This is a genomic window from Bilophila sp. T19-St14 (assembly GCF_059728385.1).
The window spans coordinates 1,644,175-1,660,562 of record NZ_BAAGFT010000001.1 but is presented as its reverse complement, the minus strand read 5'-3'; the positions used below and the strand labels follow the sequence as shown (position 1 = coordinate 1,660,562).

Annotated in this window: 12 protein-coding genes; 5 read left to right on the top strand and 7 right to left on the bottom strand. The window is 59.0% G+C overall.

The window, feature by feature from the left end; all coding sequences use genetic code 11:
- Window positions 1–191 precede the first annotated feature (191 nt).
- Window positions 192–1,934: a DNA primase gene (gene dnaG, locus AC6I1V_RS07165; RefSeq protein ID WP_308770585.1), complete on the top strand. Its 1,743-nt coding sequence runs from the start codon at window positions 192–194 to the stop codon at window positions 1,932–1,934.
- Entirely contained in the window at window positions 1,918–3,690 is a 1,773-nt protein-coding gene (gene rpoD, locus AC6I1V_RS07160; protein WP_302551411.1) for an RNA polymerase sigma factor RpoD, read from the top strand. Before dnaG ends, rpoD begins: the two co-directional genes overlap by 17 nt.
- Here the strand turns inward: rpoD and AC6I1V_RS07155 are convergent.
- From AC6I1V_RS07155 to AC6I1V_RS07130, 6 genes are all read right to left on the bottom strand, one after another.
- Window positions 3,678–4,127 carry a hypothetical protein gene (locus AC6I1V_RS07155; protein ID WP_486853626.1) on the bottom strand — a complete coding sequence of 150 codons (450 nt, stop codon included), beginning with the start codon at window positions 4,125–4,127 and terminating at the stop codon, window positions 3,678–3,680. The genes rpoD and AC6I1V_RS07155 overlap by 13 nt on opposite strands.
- 747 nt (window positions 4,128–4,874) lie before the next feature.
- Window positions 4,875–6,887, bottom strand: a complete 2,013-nt coding sequence (fusA, locus tag AC6I1V_RS07150) for an elongation factor G (protein ID WP_486853627.1) — start codon at window positions 6,885–6,887, stop codon at window positions 4,875–4,877.
- Complete coding sequence (locus tag AC6I1V_RS07145) at window positions 6,884–7,396, bottom strand: DUF1643 domain-containing protein (protein WP_479859250.1); 513 nt, start codon at window positions 7,394–7,396, stop codon at window positions 6,884–6,886. The genes fusA and AC6I1V_RS07145 overlap by 4 nt, the downstream gene beginning before the upstream one ends.
- Window positions 7,397–7,400: 4 nt before the next feature.
- A complete protein-coding gene (locus tag AC6I1V_RS07140; RefSeq protein ID WP_486853628.1) occupies window positions 7,401–8,138 on the bottom strand; it encodes a hypothetical protein in 738 nt (245 codons plus the stop codon).
- A gap of 1,832 nt (window positions 8,139–9,970) precedes the next feature.
- Window positions 9,971–10,882, bottom strand: a complete 912-nt coding sequence (locus tag AC6I1V_RS07135) for a LysO family transporter (protein WP_497736951.1) — start codon at window positions 10,880–10,882, stop codon at window positions 9,971–9,973.
- Window positions 10,879–11,199, bottom strand: coding sequence for a LysO family transporter (locus AC6I1V_RS07130; RefSeq protein ID WP_302551406.1), 321 nt, complete (start codon window positions 11,197–11,199; stop codon window positions 10,879–10,881). The genes AC6I1V_RS07135 and AC6I1V_RS07130 overlap by 4 nt, the downstream gene beginning before the upstream one ends.
- 134 nt (window positions 11,200–11,333) lie before the next feature.
- On the opposite strand from AC6I1V_RS07130, the gene AC6I1V_RS07125 reads away from it, so the two are divergent.
- The 3 genes from AC6I1V_RS07125 to folE2 all read left to right on the top strand — a co-directional run bounded on the left by AC6I1V_RS07125 (window position 11,334) and on the right by folE2 (window position 13,771).
- Window positions 11,334–12,065 carry a class I SAM-dependent methyltransferase gene (locus AC6I1V_RS07125; protein WP_302551405.1) on the top strand — a complete coding sequence of 244 codons (732 nt, stop codon included), beginning with the start codon at window positions 11,334–11,336 and terminating at the stop codon, window positions 12,063–12,065.
- Between the two features lie 11 nt (window positions 12,066–12,076).
- On the top strand, window positions 12,077–12,496 hold the full coding sequence (gene nikR, locus AC6I1V_RS07120; RefSeq protein WP_302551404.1) for a nickel-responsive transcriptional regulator NikR: 420 nt from the start codon (window positions 12,077–12,079) through the stop codon (window positions 12,494–12,496).
- Window positions 12,497–12,991: 495 nt separating this feature from the next.
- Complete coding sequence (folE2, locus tag AC6I1V_RS07115; protein WP_302551403.1) at window positions 12,992–13,771, top strand: GTP cyclohydrolase FolE2; 780 nt, start codon at window positions 12,992–12,994, stop codon at window positions 13,769–13,771.
- 951 nt (window positions 13,772–14,722) lie between these two features.
- On the opposite strand, the gene pyk is transcribed toward folE2, so the two are convergent.
- Window positions 14,723–16,141, bottom strand: a complete 1,419-nt coding sequence (pyk, locus tag AC6I1V_RS07110) for a pyruvate kinase (RefSeq protein WP_308771957.1) — start codon at window positions 16,139–16,141, stop codon at window positions 14,723–14,725.
- Window positions 16,142–16,388: the final 247 nt, after the last annotated feature.

The window sequence follows — 16,388 nt, the reverse complement described above, 5'->3', positions numbered from 1 at the left end:
CCGCGGAAACGGCATGAGATTGTTGAGAGTCCCGATCAAGGCGCGTTCCAAGATGCGGGGCGCGGGGAGTCCTTCCCCGGACAAAGCCGGAGGGAGCGGCCTGCCTGACGGAAGGGCCGCGAACACCGGATAATGAGCTTTACGGGCATCGGCGCCATGTGCCCCTTGCCGCCGGAGGCGTACGGGAGCGTATGGGACGGAACGCAAGAGCCATTCAGGAAATCAAGGCGCGCCTGAATCTGGTGGACATTGCCCGACGGTACGTAGACCTGAAACGCAATGGGCCTCGCTGGGTAGCGCCTTGCCCTTTCCATCAGGAGACCAAGCCCTCGTTTTCCATCAACGAGGAAGAAGGTTTTTTTTACTGTTTCGGTTGTCAGGCTTCCGGCGATTTGTTCGATTTTTACGGGCAGATCAACGGGCTGGACTTCAAGGAAACGCTTGAGCAGCTCGCGGAAGAGGCTGGCGTCACGCTGGAGCGCGGGCCGCAAAAATACGAAGGCCAACCCGCCGGGCAGTCCATGTCCAAACGGCGGCAGTTGCTGAAAATCCATGAAATCGCGGCGGCGCATTTCATGGAGAACCTCTCAGGCCGGGACGGTGCGGAGTGCCGGGACTATATGGCCCGGAGAGGGATTTCGGAAGAGGTGGCGAAGCTCTTCGGGCTTGGCTGGAGCCGCCGGGACTGGCAGGCGCTCACGGAAGTGCTGCGGCGGGCCGGGTTCAGCGAGTCGATGGGGGTGGAGGCCGCACTGCTCGGCAAGAGCGAGCGGGGCAGGGCCTATGACCGTTTCCGCGGGCGGCTGATGTTCCCCATCCGCAGCCTTTCGGGGAACGTCATTGCGTTTGGCGGGCGCATCATTGCCGACGAGGACGAAGCCAAATACATCAACAGCAGTGATTCGCAGTTATATAAAAAAGGCGAACACTTGTACGGACTGCAGCAGGCCCGGCGCGCCATTGCGACGGGAAAGCCCGCCATGTTGACGGAAGGTTACATGGATGTGGTGACGCTGCACCAGTTCGGCTACTCCAGCGCGGTGGGCGTGCTCGGTACGGCGTTCACCCCGGAACAGGTGAAACGGATTTCAGGGTTTACGTCGCATGTGGAGCTGCTTTTCGACGGCGACGGGCCGGGCCGCAAGGCCGCGCTCCGGGCGTGCGAGATGCTGTTGACGCGGGGGCTGTCCTGTAAAGTCGTCCTTTTCCCGGAGGGCGAGGACATCGACAGCCTGTTGCGGACGCAGGGGACGGACATTTTTGAGGATTTGCGCAGGAATGCGCCGGAGGGCATGGCCTTCTGCGTGCGTTGCCTGCGCGATATGGCCCCCCGTGAGGCGGTGGACTGGGCGCGCGAGTTCCTCAGGCAGGTTGAACTGCCCGAACTCGTCAGCCGTTTCGCGTCCACGCTGAGCACCGGCTTGGGGCTGGCGGAAAGCGAGCTGCGCGAGCGGATCGTTGAGAGCCGAGGCGCGCGGGCGCTTCCGCGCAATGCGGGCGGTCAGGAAACCCAGCCGCCCGTTCGGACGAATCCCAGAGACAGGGAAATCATGACCTTCGTGGTCCGGTACCCCTCCTCTCTGCCCCGCCTCCGGGAGCTTGGGGCCCATCTGGTTCTGGGCGCCGCGTGGGCGCGGGATCTTTGGCAAAAACTTGAAGAGTACCCTGTGGATGAAGTGGTGCAGCATCTTGACCCCAGGGAAAAGCGTTTCTGGATCCGGTGCCGCACCGGGGACGTGCCCCCCCTCGACAACGAGGAGGGTGAATTCGGCGCAATCCGCACCATGCTTGATACGTTGCATTTGACCGCGCAATCGGCCTCGGTTTCGGCCGCATTGCGTCAGGGAGCCGGCGCAGGCAATTTTGAGGCCGATTTGGAATATTTGCGCGCCCTTCAGGAAACGTTGGAGAGGACTCATGGGGAACAACATTAAAGATATCCAGCAGATCAAGAGCCTCATCGCCAAAGGCAAAGAGATGGGCTTCCTCACGTTCGAGGAAGTGAACAAGGCTGTCCCGCTGGAAATGAATACGCCGGAGCAGTTCGAGGAGATCATCGGGATCTTCGATCAGCTCGAAATCGCCATTGTGGATCTGGAAAAGGACGGCAAGAAAATCCCCGTCACCTCGGCGGAGACAGACGGAGAGCAGTCCGAAGAACGCCTTGAGCTGGTGGACAGCGAAGACGCCGCCGACTTTTCCTCCCGCAGCACTGACCCAGTCCGCATGTACCTGCGCGAAATGGGGGCGGTGCCGCTGCTCGATCGTGACGGTGAAGTAACCATCGCCAAAAAGATCGAGCAGGGGGAGCAGGATGTGCTGTACGCCCTCGTGGAAGTGCCGGTCGCTGTGGAAGAGCTCATCAACGTGGGCGAAGACCTCAAGCTCAACCGCATCAAGCTGAAGGATGTGGTCAAGACCATTGAGGAAGACGATCCCACCGAAGACGAGATGAACCAGCGCACACGCGTCATCCTGCTGCTGGAGGAAATCCGCCAGACGTTCAAGAAAAAACGCAAAATCTACGCCAAGCTGGACGAATGCTGTACGCTGGAGCGCCGCGTTACCGCCATTCAGAAGGAAATCATGGCGTTCAAGGAAGAGATCGTCACGCGCCTGCGCGACATCAAGCTGGAAAAGACGCTCATCGACCGGATCATCGAGACGGTGGAAGACTACGTCCGCCAGATGCGCAACTGCCAGCGCGATCTGTCGGCCTACCTCCTGTCCACCGGCAAGAATCAGGAAGAAATCAAGGAACTGTTCCGCAAGCTCGATTCCCGCGACATCAGCCCCGTGCTCGCCGCCAAGGAATTGAACATGAGCGTGGACGAGCTGTTCTCCTACAAGGAAATGATCCTTGGGAAGATCGAAATCCTCCAGCGCCTTCAGGAAAAATGCTGCCACAATGTGGGCGATCTTGAAGAAGTGCTCTGGCGCATCAAGCGCGGCAACAACGCCGCCATGCGCGCCAAGCAGGAGCTCATCCGCTCGAACCTGCGCCTTGTGGTCAGCATCGCCAAGAAGTACACGAACCGCGGCCTGCAGTTCCTCGACCTGATTCAGGAAGGCAACATCGGCCTGATGAAGGCCGTGGACAAGTTCGAGTACCAGCGCGGCTACAAGTTCTCGACCTATGCCACGTGGTGGATCCGTCAGGCCATCACCCGCGCCATTGCGGATCAGGCCCGCACCATCCGCATCCCGGTGCATATGATCGAGACGATCAACAAGCTCATCCGCACCTCCCGCTACCTCGTTCAAGAACTCGGACGCGACCCGACTCCCGAAGAAATCGCGGATCGTATGGAATATCCTGTGGATAAGGTCAAGAAGGTGCTCAAGATCGCCAAGGAGCCCATCTCCCTCGAAACCCCCATCGGCGACGAGGAAGATTCGAGCCTTGGGGATTTCATCGAGGACAAGAAGGCCGTCGCGCCCGCCGAAGAGGTGGTCAACACCAAGCTCTCCGAGCAGATCGCGTCCGTGTTGGCGGATCTGACGCCGCGTGAGGAGCAGGTGCTCCGCAAGCGCTTCGGCATCGGGGAAAAGTCCGACCATACCCTCGAAGAAGTGGGCAAGCTGTTCAACGTAACCCGTGAGCGTATCCGCCAGATCGAAGCCAAGGCGCTCCGCAAGCTCCGCCATCCCGTGCGCAGTCAGGTTCTGCGGTCGTTCTACGACAGTTGATAAAAAACGGGGATGGGGCCCTGCAAAAAAAGGTTCCCATCCCCGGATGTTTCCTTTCCCTTCTTGAGCCTTGTCAGGGAAAGAGGAAAAGCCTCCCGGCGAATAACACCGGGAGGCTTTTTGTGTGGCGGAAGGCCACTGCGGAGCGGCACCGCCGATTTCTTCAATACGGCTTTTAGTGTGGGCATAATGCTGGGTAATTGCTGGAACTCTTGAATGACGGCGGCATACTTGTTTCGTAAGTCTCGGAGGGCTCCGGGCGCTTTCACAGTTTTTGGGGCCAATTCGGGCTCAGCTATGAAAAGCGCCAAAAACGCCTTGCCCGGTTCCATCCATTGCTGTTCGGCATCAATTTTTGGGCGTTCCTTATACCTAACCTGCCGTAGCGCATTATGCTGTGTAGCATGAGCGCCTTTTTCGCGGTTATGTTTCGGCATTATGGATGGCTCTGTCATAGCATGCGGTCGTTTCATCTCCACAGCACAGTGAAAATACAGCCTTTTCCTTCAGTTTCCCCCTTGGCGGACTTCATGGCTAAGGTATTTGGTTGGTTATTCCTTTGGAACTTCAAGAAAAAAGGCATCAACCATTTTCTAGGTTGTGCCGTCAATTATATATAATATATTGAAATTATTTAATTATTTAAAATGTTGCAAAAAAAAGATTGTTTTAAATGATTTCAATTAGTTATATGAAAAAATGACGACACGCCTAGGGCACAGCCTTATGGATAAAATGGCCTTTGCAAAGCCGTTTGGTGCTATGTTGAAAGAAAGACGTATGCTGAAAGACGCAAGGTATGTGGCCTCTCTCCCGGATGGTGCTGTTCATGAAAGTCAGGGCGTTCCCTACGGCCCAATACCTTGAGGCGGGCACAACAAGAGCCGATTTTGTCCACGTTGTACACACTCGCCCCTATGCTGGCTCTCCAGGGTATGGATTTGATTAAGTAAGGCGTTGCCGGAGGAACTGAACGATGTGCAACGCATCGGGCCAGCGATGATTCCGTGAGGTCACAAACTGTTTCTTGTCGTCAACAACGGAAGGGTATGGGCCTTTTGGGGGCCATATGGCGGAACACGGCAAACGTCCCGTGAGCGGGCATATCAAGAAGCCTGAGTTGTGGGCAGTTGCTTTTGCACAAAAAAGAGGCCCGCTGGGGGCCTCTTGGAAGCTGTTTGTCCTTAAATGACGTCGAAGCGTTCAAACCGCATCATCAGCCCGGCCCGGCCTTGCGTTGCCGAGCGGAGGTCTGTGGAGAAGCCGAAGAGCTTGCTGAGGGGGGCAAGGCCCTGCACGAGCTTGAGGCCCGCGTGGTCGAGGATGTTTTCAACTTTCCCGCCGCGCGTCCCGAACAGGCTGATGGCGGGGCCGAGGTTGGCTTCCGGCGCGGAGATTTCCACAAACATAAGCGGTTCCAGCGTCGTGACCTGCGCGGCTTCAAGGGCCGAGCGCAAGGCGATGCCTGCGGCCATATGGTAGCCCGCGGCCGTGGAGCCGTCACGCCGGGGCATGGCGGTGATTTCGACGTCCGCGTCCTGAATGGGATAGCCGGTAGCGGGATCGGACTGGAGCGCGTTTTCCACGCCCTGCCTGACCGCATCGACGAAGGCGGCGGGCAGGGTGGCCGTATCGATGGCGAACCGGATCTGGTTGCCCGAACCGCGTTCACGCGGGGCGATGGACAGGGCGACTTCGCCGATGTGCGTTTCCTTGCCGAGTTCACGGTCAAACGTGCCGGCCGCGGATGCCGTGCGCTTCGGCGTTTCGCGGCGGATGACCTGAGGCTGGCCCACGCGGGGCGCGATGCCGTATTCGCGGCGTATGCGCTCAAGGATCACGTCAAGGTGGAGCTCGCCCATGCCGGACACGATGCGGTGCCCTGAGCCTTCGTCGATGGAGACGGTCAGGGTCGGATCTTCAAGGGAGAAGCGGTCAAGGGCTTCGTCGAGGGTTTTGCCTTCGTCGGCGTTGCGGGGCTCGATGGCGAGGGAGATGACGGGCTGGTAGGCTTCGATGGACTCCAGCAGCAGTTTGGAGCCGGGAGCGCCGATGGTGTCGCCGGTACGCGCCGAGCGCAGCCCGATGGTCGCCACGATGTCCCCGGCTTTGGCGGCGTCCACCTGCTCACGGCGATCGGCATGGAGCCGGTAGAGCCGCGAGATGCGTTCGTCGGCGCGCTGGGTGACGTTGCGGCAGGGATCGCCTTCCTTCAATGTCCCGGCATACAGGCGGACAAGGGCCAGCTTGCGCCCTCCATCCATCATGACCTTGAACACCAGCCCGGTGAAGGGCAGGGCGGGATCGCAGGGGATGGCGTCGTCGGTTCCGTCTTCGGGGTTGTGGGCCGTGACGGGCGGCAGATCGGAAGGGGCGGGAAGGTAGGCGATTACGGCGTCGAGAAGCGGCTGGACGCCGGTGTTTTTGAGCGCCGAACCGCTGAGGACGGGCGTCACGCGGCGGGCCAGCGTAGCCCGGCGGATGGCGCTGTGGATGTCCGCTTCCGTGTATTCGCCGCCGAGATACTGTTCAAGGAACGCATCGTCGTTTTCGGCCAGCCGTTCCAGCATCTGTTCGCGCCACGGGGCGGCGAGTTCGGCATCCGCTTCGTTGAGGGGCGAACGGGCCCATGTCTGCCCTTGATCGGACTCGTCAAAATCAAGCCGTTCCAAAGTCACGAGATCAATGACGCCCTGAAACGTCTCCGCCGCGCCCACGGGGATGACGACGGGCAGCGGGTTCGCGCCGAGCCGGGCCTGCATGGACTTGAGCACGGCGGAAAAGTCCGCGCCGATCCGATCCATCTTGTTGACGAAGGCGAGCTTCGGCACGCCGAAGTGTTCCGACTGCCGCCAGACCGTTTCCGATTGCGGCTCAACGCCGCCCACGGCGCAGAAGACGCCGACCGCGCCGTCGAGTACGCGGAGGGAGCGTTCCACTTCGATGGTAAAGTCGACGTGGCCGGGCGTGTCGATGATGTTGACGGTGGTTCCGTTCCATTCGCAGGTCGTGCAGGCCGAGGTGATGGTGATGCCCCGCTCCTGCTCTTCGGGCAGGTAGTCCATGGTGGCCGTGCCGTCGTGAACCTCGCCCATGCGGTGGATTTTGCGGGTATAGAACAGCATCCTCTCGGAGAGGGTGGTTTTCCCCGCGTCGATATGCGCGATGACGCCGATGTTGCGCACAGCCTGTGTCATGGAAAGCTCCTCGTTGAAATAGGAATTAGGAAATGGCTGTAGGAAGCACGGGATGGGTGCCGTTCACCCTTAAAAAGGGGCTTGCTGGGAAAATTGTCAAGCATGGCCCAAATCATGTTTTTCCGCTCCATGTAGTTCTTAGAACGTCCCCATGCGAGAAGAACCATATCCGCATTGCTAATAGCCTTTTGAATAATTTGATCATTTAACGGGCCAACAGCTTTTTCTCCACCATGAAAATCATGTTTTTGAACCAAAGCATAAAGGTTGACGACCGTTATTATTCCTATTGGGCCTATTTCTGGGGGGCATTTTTCAAAAAAAAGAGTTTCGAGAAATTGGATACTCTTATCGGAAACGTGTTCATCGGCATCGCTCGGGTTTTGCATAATAACACAGAGTTTTTTTCCTGTACTGTCAGCTGTGATTTCCAGAAGATAACGAAACAAGCGATCTTCTGAAAAGCAGGCTTTACAGGAAACTCCGGGTCTATGACGAAAAACCGGCATGATTTTACTCCTGTTTTTCTAACGTACAGCTCAGTTCCAACCGCTCATTCATGAAAAAGTCCGGCGTCAAATCCGTGTGCAGCCAGCAACCCTCCAATCCCGTTCCGAGGGTCAGCGGCGTGCCTTCCCCGATGATTATCTGACCGGCATAAACGGCGTCGGCTCCGTCATCGGCGGGCAGGGCGTCCGGGTGGGCCCACAGAACCGCCGCATCAGGCAGGGCGGCGCGTTCGATGCGCGGGGCGCGGTCGTTCCAGACGGGGCAGGGGGATTCTGGGAGAGGGGCTTTGCCGAAGCGCAGGATGCGCCCCCGTCCCGGAAGTTCGCGCAGGAGCGGGGCCGGATCGCGCATGGCAAAGACCTGTTCCACGCCGGTGAGCTCCAGCGCGGCGAACAGGCCGGAGGGCGCCGTTTCCATGCCCGTCCAGGCGGCGAAAACCGGCTCCACGCCAGCCAGGCGTGCGGGCATGATCGCCGCCGCAAGGCGCACCGCCGAAGCGTAGCCTTCGCCTATGAGGAGCACGGCCCACGGCGCCGTTTCCCGTGTACGGGTGAAGCCGAACCCGGCTGCGGCGTTTTCGGATGTTATGGTCAGGCGGGAGGGCGGGGCCGGATACGTCGCCTCAGCCAACGCGAGCGTCGTCTTGATCCAGCTCCGGTGCTCAGCGGATGTTTCCTCATAGGCTTCGGCAAGCCGCTCGTCGGGTACGCGGCAGGCTTCTATCTCAGGTGAAAAAGGCATGGCTTTCTCCTTAGCGCGGATTGGCTTTGAAAGGGGCTGGAGGCGTTGGGGAGGCTTTGGGGGAGGAGGGGGCTTCAAGCCTGTCGGCGCGGCCCTGCCCGTCCCCGTTCCAAGGGCGTTCGCACTTGCCGAATCCCTGTTCCCGGCCTCTTGGTGCAGGTTGCCTTTAGGGAGGCATTTTTCACAGGTACAATGTCCCAAACCTCTCCGGCAGCATTCTTTTCTCAAAACGGACCGGGTTGTTCAAGCGTTATTCGCGGGATCTGCCGGAATAAGCGGCGGAGGCAGTTTTTGAAATCCCGGCTCAAGAACCAGTAACATGGTTCGCCCACGGAGGCCGCCAATAAATATGTATGGAACTGCAAACTGTTCGTTTTATCGTATGGTCAGCCTCTTTTGGGGCAGGGCCTGCCCGCTTCCTTACTTGCCTTGAAATCATGTTTTTTTTCAACATATTCCAAGCGGGCGGACAAAAAAAGAGGGACGTGCATGTCCCTCCATTCATACGTCGGCATTTCTTCCCTGTACCCCTGCGCCTTGGGAGGGAATGCCGACAACAGCGAAAAACGCAGCCTGTCTAGAGTGGCCCCACACCTTTGGGGAAAGGCTGTACGGGTACTGCGAAATTGGCAGGTTGAGGCTTATACCTTGGGGGAAAGGCAGTTAAGGCAGAGCCTGCGGCCTTTATAGGCTGTCCCCACGCCTTTGGGGGAAAGGGGAGGGGCGGAGAAAACCTAGGTCGTGTCGTCAACTGGATATAATATGGTTAAAGTATTAAATTATTTTCAATATATAAAAATTTTTAATAATTTAAAATAATTATATGTAAAATACCGACACGGCCTAGGGGTTCCCCGCCCGAACCGTTGTTGAATCAATTCTGTACCAGGGCGGCGGGAAGCGTTCCCAACTGCTGACGCATATACAGTTTCATGAGCTCGGCTATGGCGTCGTCGCGCTTGAGCGTGCCGGGGTATGCGCCGTTGTCGAGCACGGAACGGAAAGCCTTTTCGTCCAGCGGGTCGTCGTTCTGTTTGGCGAGATGGGCGCCAAAGCTGGAAAGCTGCGCGCGCAGTTCCGTGTCGCCCATCGCCTTGAGCCCGGCATGCTTGGCGGCGATGGCATCGGAAGAGGGCAGCCGGGGCGATTCCATCACCTGACGCAGGCAGGCTGTGAACCGTTTCAGGCCCGCCGTGATATGGGAGGTTTTCACCACGTTGGAGCCCTTCCAGCCCGCCTTTGCCCATTTGAAGATGGCGATGTCCACCTTGCCGCTGCCGGGCGCGCTTTCCATGAAGACGGATACGCTGGCGGAGCCGTAAAGGTAGGTCTCCGCCCAGCCGAGCATGGCCAGGTTGGTTCCTTTTTCCGGGGTGTATACATACGTCCAGTCCTTGTCGTTGCCGACAATGGCCCCCCGCAGGCCCACGGAAGACTGGCCGGGCATCACGGATACGGATATGAGCGCCGTGCGGCCCTTGTAATCGGCGAGCACGAACAGCCGGTTCAGCTTGTAGGAATAGTAGCAGCCGCTGGAGGTGTCGGGCGTCGTTTCCTCATATTCCACGCCTCTGGTCACGATGGGGGCGGCGGGGGGATAGGCCGCGCCGATGAGGGCGGCGCTGTCCTTCAGGATGGGGCTGCCGGGCATCCACGCGTTGCGGCGTACGACGGAGGGGTAAATGGCCTCGCCGGGGATGGAGGGATCGAGCATGTACCCGACAAGCTTGCGGAGCGGGAGGTTGAGCGTTTCCTTGAGATACGCGCCGGAACCCTGCGGGCGGGATTCCGGGCGGACCTTGTTGGGCGCCTGCGTGTTGGTGGCGACGAAATCAAGGACGGTGTTGACTGCCGCGGCGTCGGGGTTGGCTTTGCCCTGTGGGGCGTCGGCAAGCAGGGCGGACAGCGCGGTTTCGAGGGCGGGGGGAAGCGTCCCGTTTTTTTGCTTCTCGGCCTGCGCGGGCAGTGCCGTGAGGAGCGCCAAGCAGAAACAGATCAAAAGGCGTTTGAAGATGGATAGGGGCATGATGCTCTCTGGCTGTATTGAGGTTGTGAAAGGGTATGATTGGAGCCGCGTAAAGGTAAGCAAGTCTCCCTGAGGCGTCAACGGGCTGATTTCTTTTTGGGTTTGACTGTGTTACAGCCATGCGAAAATGGATGTCACGAAGATGGGGACGGCAATGGTGAGCACCATGCCTGAGAAGATCCCAAGGATGGTGTTCCGCTCGCCCGACGTGCGGATGATGGCGGGCAGGCAGGTATCGCTGGCGGCCCCGGCGGCGGAAAGCGGCCCAAGGCCGCCGAAGACGCGGGCGAGCAGGGGGGGCGAACAGCAGGGTGACGAGTTCCCTGACCATATTGGAAATAAGCGCCATCGAACCGAGGCTGACGTCGGCGAGCTGGTTGATGAGCATGCTCGACAGGCTGTAGTAGCCGAACCCGGCGGCCACGGCCATCACATCCCGGAAGCTCATGTCCAGCATGGCCCATGCCGCCACGCCGCCGAGGAACGTCCCGACGATGATCATCAGGGGCACGAGCACGACCCAGCCCTTGAGATCCCGCAGGATGCGCCATGCCCGCGAATCGAAGCCGAGGCTCATGCCCACGGCGGCGAGCATGGCGTATACGGCGAGGTTGCTGGCCTCGTGGACAAGGCCGAGCCATCCGGCGGGCAGGAGGTCGAGCCTGCCCCCAAGCACGCCGACGCTGAAAAAGAACAGGACGATGATGGATTCCTTCATTGAGCCGCCCCTTCGTCCTTTGCGGCGCGGGAAACGGCGTAGTGCCCCACATGGCGGTTCATGACCGGCTCAAGGAGGCGCGCACCGATGAGGCTCCCCGCCACGCAGCACAGGCTGATGAAGATGCCCCGCGCGCCGATGGTGTCCATCTGCGACATGAGGCTGTCGTCGGCGCCGAGGGCGAGGCCGAGCAGGAGCAGGAGGATGCGGACGGACCATGTGAGCACCTGATCGGTGATCTTGATGGCGAGCGGCTTCCTGCGGAGCAGGAAACCCACGGGGACCCCAAGGACAAGACAACCCATTTCCACGATCATGAGGCGATTTCTCCTTTATCACTATGGAAAAGCTGATTATTATACCTGACGCACCGTTGAGGGTCAATAATGCCTGCGGGGGATCGGCACCCTTTCGTTGACCCTTTCCGCCGCCGCCTGTATAGGTCATACGCATGACTTATGATGCCGTGCCGAACCTTTCGGCCCGGCAGGGACGGGAAACGGTGAACGAATCTCAGGATACGCCCCTTTCAGAGGGGGGCTGGCAGCCTTTTTTGACGGTGAACGCCTGCGGGCGGGATTGGACGCTGGAACGCGCCGCCGACATGGAAGCCCTGTGGGAGGCCATGACCGAATTTACGGAAGACGAGCGCCTTCCCTACTGGACGGAGCTGTGGCCTTCCAGCCTTGTGCTTGCCGATTGGCTGTACCAGCGGCGCGAGAGCCTGCGGGGGCAGCCCTGCCTTGATCTCGGATGCGGGATCGGCCTGACGGCATTGGTGGGGCAATGGCTCGGCGCGGACGTCATCGGCATGGACTATGAGCCGGAAGCCCTGCGTTTCGCGCGGCGCAACGCGGAGCACAACGCCGTGCCCCAGCCGCTCTGGACGGTCATGGACTGGCGCAGGCCCGCGGTGAAGCGCCGGAGCCTGCGGTTCATCTGGGGCGGGGACATCATGTATGAGCAGCGTTTTGCCGCGCCCGTGCTGGATTTTCTGGAGTATGCGCTTGCGGAGGGCGGCGCGGCGTGGGTCGCCGAGCCCAGCCGGGCCGTGTACGATACCTTCCGTTCCATGCTCGTCAACCGCCGTTGGGCGGGGCGCTGCGTCTGGGAAAAGGACATAGAGGCCCTGTATCCGCAGGAGCGGCCCGTTCCCGTGCGGATCTGGGAAATTCACCGATAGAGGGTGCGACAATGGGAGAAACGGTTCGTTTCGGCGTTTCGTTGGATAGCGATCTGCTGGAGAAATTTGATGCCCTGTGCGAACGGCAGGCTTGCCCAAGCCGTTCCGAGGCGCTGCGCGACATCATCCGGGATGCGCTGGTGCAGGATTCGCTGCATTCCGAGACTGCGGAAGCGGCGGGCGTGCTGAGCCTGATTTATGATCACCATGTCCGGGATCTGTCCCGCAAGCTGACGGAACGGCAGCACGACGCGCACAAGCTCATCGTGACGACGCTCCATGTGCATCTGGATCATCACAATTGCTTGGAAATTTTGGTGCTCAAAGGCAAGGCCGGGGAACTCCGCGAGCTTGCCGATCAGCTCCGCGCCATCCGCGGCGTCAGCCACGGGACGTTTTCGATCACCGCCATCGGTGCCGATTTGCCGTAGTATGATGTATCGGGGGAAGGGGAGGGAACCCTTCTGGAGAAGGGCTTCCCTCCCCTTCCCCCGAACCCCCATCCCCTCCCTCCGAAGACTTTCCGTTGGTGGGGAGGCTGCGCGTCGGGAGTCCCGTTGGATGTTGGGCCTTTGGGGGCGGATGTGGGGCGCGCGGGGTAGGGATGTATTTCCCTGCCGGCGGGAAGGCTTTGGCTCTTTGGTCAAGATAAAGGGAACGTGTCGGCCTTTGGATGGTTTGGGATCCATATGCCGCAACGGTAGTTTTTTGGGGGAAGGAGCATTCGGAAGCCCGTACCCCCGATAAAGGAAAGGCTCTGTTATGGTTTGTGGTTGTTTCATTGCCACAGTGCGGTGAAAATACAGCCTTTTTCTCCGGTTTTCCCCTTGGCGGGAACCACGGCCAAGGCATTTTGCATGTTATCCCTGTGGAAATTCAAGGAAAAAAGCATCAACCATTTTCTATAACACAGCCAAAGGAAAAGAATGGAAGACGTACAAAACAGTCCGGCTCCGGTGGCGTTGCCCATCGACCGGGTAGGGGTCAAGGGGTTGAAGCTGCCTTTGCTGGTGCGGGATCGCGCGCAGGGGACGCAGCATACGGTCGCCAATGTGGACGTCAGCGTGGACTTGCCCGCCGCGTTCAAGGGTACGCACATGAGCCGTTTTGTGCAGGCTTTGGCGAACTGGACAGAGGATTTGGACTACGCGGGGATGAAGCGCCTGCTTGAGGACGTGCGGGAGCGCCTGAACGCCCGCCGTGCGCATATCGTTTTCCATTTTCCGTATTTTGTGCAGAAGAGCGCCCCTGCGACGGCCTGCCCCGGCATTCTGCCTTACGAGTGCAGGCTGACCGGGGAACTGCCTGAGGACGGCAAGCCGTCGTTCCTGCTTGAAGTGACGGTTCCCGTAATGACCGTATGCCCCTGCTCGAAGGCCATCAGCCGTGAAGGGGCGCACAGCCAGCGGGCGGACGTGCGCATAGCGGTTCGGATGCGCGGGTTCTGCTGGATCGAGGATTTCATTGAGATCGCCGAGGCGTCCGGCTCGTCGCCCGTCTATTCGCTGCTCAAGCGCGAGGATGAGAAGTTTGTGACCGAAGACGCCTTTTCGAGGCCTACCTTCGTTGAGGACGTGGTGCGCAACGTAGCCAGCCGCCTTGCCGATCATCCGCATGTGAGCGGGTTCCGCGTCGAAGTCGAGAGCTACGAGTCCATCCATGCCCACAACGCCTTTGCGTGCATTGAGCACGGCGTGACGCTGTAGGCATTGAAAAAATACGTGTTTTTTTAAGGCTGTGTTATAGAAAATGGTTGATGCTTTTTTCCTTGAAGTTCCACAGGGATCACCGGCAAAATGCCTTAACCGCGGATCCCGCCAAGGGAAAAACTGGAAAAAAAGCTCTATTTTTTACCGCACTGTGGAGATGAAACAACCACATACTCTAACAGAGCCTTTTTTAATGAAATGTGTTGGGAAGGGGGCTGAAGGATTTCCCCTTCCTTTCCCGTAATGCCGCCCAGCCTGAGCCGTTGCCTAAAAGGGCGCAGAGGGCGGGGAAAGCCTTTTCAAGGCTGTGCCATAGGAAATGATTGGTGATTTTTTTCTTGAAATTCCAAGGGAATAACCAATAGGGCGTTTTCATGTTGAAAAGGCTCTTCCGGTTGCGGGAAGCAGACGGGCGCTGCGAAGGCACAAGCACAGTGTGTTTGCGCTGTTCAATGCCGGAGCGAGCGCGTCTTAAACGTTAAAATTGTAAAATGTTGGGCTGTGCCATAGAAAAAGGTTGATGCCTTTTTGTATGACGTTCCAAGGGAATAACCAACAAAATGCCTCAGCCATTGAAGTCCGCCAAGGGGAAAACTGGAGAACAGGCTGTATTTTCAACGTGCTGTAGAGATGAAACAAGCACGTACTATGACAGAGCCAAATGTTAAGTTGCTCGAAAATGTCCCAATCATGGAGTCCATCAGCGGAAAAGCCGGATAAAAAGGCTGTATTTTTCACCATGCTGTGGAAATACAGCCTTTTCTCCAGTTTTCCCATCGGCGGAATCCATAGCCAAGGCATTTTGCTGGTTATGCCTTTGGAACTTCAAGGAAAAAGCACCAATCATTTTCTATGGCACAGCCTTAAACGGCCAAAACGCCTGAACGGATTCCGTTCAGGCGTTTTGGCTGTACCCTGTGATAATTCTGGGCCGTTTCCCTCAGGGGGCTACTTCCTGTAGATTTTCACCAGATTGGTGCCGCGGGGCTGCGGGGAAGAGGAGGTCGGCTGTCCGGCGGTGATGACCACATCTTCACCGATCCCGAACAGCGAGGACGAGGCGATGAAGCGTTCGGCGCGGGCGAGATGGCCCTCGTTGTCGCTGCCGACCTGATGCGGGAGCACGCCCCACGAGAAGTTCAGGGCCTTGAGGCTGGTCACGTCGGGGGTCAGCGCATGGATGGTCTGCACGGGGCGGCGCGCGGACAGCAGGCGGGCCGAGCTGCCGGAAAGGCTGTGCGCCACGATGGACTTGGCGTTGGCTTTCTGGGCCAGCAGACAGGCGGCGTAGGCGAGGAATTCGGCGGTGCCGTCGTTTTCTGGCTCTGCGATGCGGCGGGTCTCGGCCATGAGCTCCTCGGCCTTGGAAGCGATTTCGCTCATGAACTGCACCGTTTCAACGGGATAGTTGCCCATAGCCGTTTCCTCGGAAAGCATCACGCAATCCGCGCCGTCCAGAACGGCGTTGGCGACGTCCGTGGTTTCGGCACGGGTCGGGGAGGGGCTGGACACCATCGAAAGCAGCATCTGCGTGGCGACGATGACGGGCTTGGACGCCCGGTTGCAGGCCCGGATGATGCGTTTCTGCATGGCCGGGAGCTCAGGCAACGGGCACTCGATGCCGAGGTCGCCGCGGGCCACCATGACGACGTCGACTTCCTTGAGGATGGCATCGAGCCGATCCACCGCGTTGCGGCGTTCGAGCTTGGCGATAACCGGGATGTCGCGGTCGCTGTGGCTGCGGATGATCGCCTTGGCTTCGCGGATGTCTTCGGGAGACTGCACGAAGGAGAGCGCCACGGCGTCAACGCCGAGGGCGAGCCCGTCCACGAGGTCTTTCTTGTCCTTTTCGGTAAGCGCGGGCAGAGGGATGGACTTGCCGGGCAGGGCGAGGCCCTTGCGCGAGGTGACGATGCCGTTGTTGTTGGCTTCGAGCTTGAAGAGCCCGTCTTTGCGGTGTTCGACCACTCGGAACTGGAGGGTGCCGTCAGCGAGCACAAGGCGATCGCCCTGTTCGAGTTCGGCGAAAATTTCGGGGTGATCGAAAGGGATATACGGGAGCTCGTCATTGCACATCAGCGCGGAGGGGCCGAGCAGAAGCTGATCGCCCTTGAGCACGTTCAGGGAACCTTCATTGGGGAAGGTGCCGATACGGATCTTGGGGCCGGAGAGGTCTTGGAGGATCGTGATGGGCGTCTTGTGGACGATTTCCAGTTCGCGGATCATCTTGATGAGGTCGACGAAGGAGGAGCTGTCGCCGTGGGAGAAATTAAGGCGGAAAATTCGGACGCCAGCCGCGATCAGTTTGGAAAGGACGTCACGTTTGTTGGACGCGGGGCCGATGGTTGCCAGAATTTTGGTTTTCATCAAGGAATCCTTTTGTGCCGGCCTTTCAGAGCAGAAGGGCACGGGTCGTCCGCCGTCTTCCGGCGATGATCGAAATGGGGCCGCCTTTCGGGGCACAGAGAGACGCTTAATGTGTTTTTCCTGCTGTTTTCGTCCCCTGTCAAGTCTTTTGGGCGCGCCCGCATGAGAAAGGAAGCGGGGCCATCGCCTTGACTCAGGTTCTGCCCGCGCCGTATAGCTTCGGGAGCGTCTTTCCTTTTGAAACGAA

Excerpts from the sequence above, each read along its gene's own strand:
- dnaG (WP_308770585.1), top strand. The coding sequence starts at position 192 with ATGGGACGGAACGCAAGAGCCATTCAGGAAATCAAGGCGCGCCTGAAT.
- rpoD (WP_302551411.1), top strand. The coding sequence starts at position 1,918 with ATGGGGAACAACATTAAAGATATCCAGCAGATCAAGAGCCTCATCGCC.
- AC6I1V_RS07155 (WP_486853626.1), bottom strand. The coding sequence starts at position 4,127 with ATGCCGAAACATAACCGCGAAAAAGGCGCTCATGCTACACAGCATAAT.
- fusA (WP_486853627.1), bottom strand. The coding sequence starts at position 6,887 with ATGACACAGGCTGTGCGCAACATCGGCGTCATCGCGCATATCGACGCG.
- AC6I1V_RS07145 (WP_479859250.1), bottom strand. The coding sequence starts at position 7,396 with ATGCCGGTTTTTCGTCATAGACCCGGAGTTTCCTGTAAAGCCTGCTTT.
- AC6I1V_RS07140 (WP_486853628.1), bottom strand. The coding sequence starts at position 8,138 with ATGCCTTTTTCACCTGAGATAGAAGCCTGCCGCGTACCCGACGAGCGG.
- AC6I1V_RS07135 (WP_497736951.1), bottom strand. The coding sequence starts at position 10,882 with ATGAAGGAATCCATCATCGTCCTGTTCTTTTTCAGCGTCGGCGTGCTT.
- AC6I1V_RS07130 (WP_302551406.1), bottom strand. The coding sequence starts at position 11,199 with ATGATCGTGGAAATGGGTTGTCTTGTCCTTGGGGTCCCCGTGGGTTTC.
- AC6I1V_RS07125 (WP_302551405.1), top strand. The coding sequence starts at position 11,334 with ATGACTTATGATGCCGTGCCGAACCTTTCGGCCCGGCAGGGACGGGAA.
- nikR (WP_302551404.1), top strand. The coding sequence starts at position 12,077 with ATGGGAGAAACGGTTCGTTTCGGCGTTTCGTTGGATAGCGATCTGCTG.
- folE2 (WP_302551403.1), top strand. The coding sequence starts at position 12,992 with ATGGAAGACGTACAAAACAGTCCGGCTCCGGTGGCGTTGCCCATCGAC.
- pyk (WP_308771957.1), bottom strand. The coding sequence starts at position 16,141 with ATGAAAACCAAAATTCTGGCAACCATCGGCCCCGCGTCCAACAAACGT.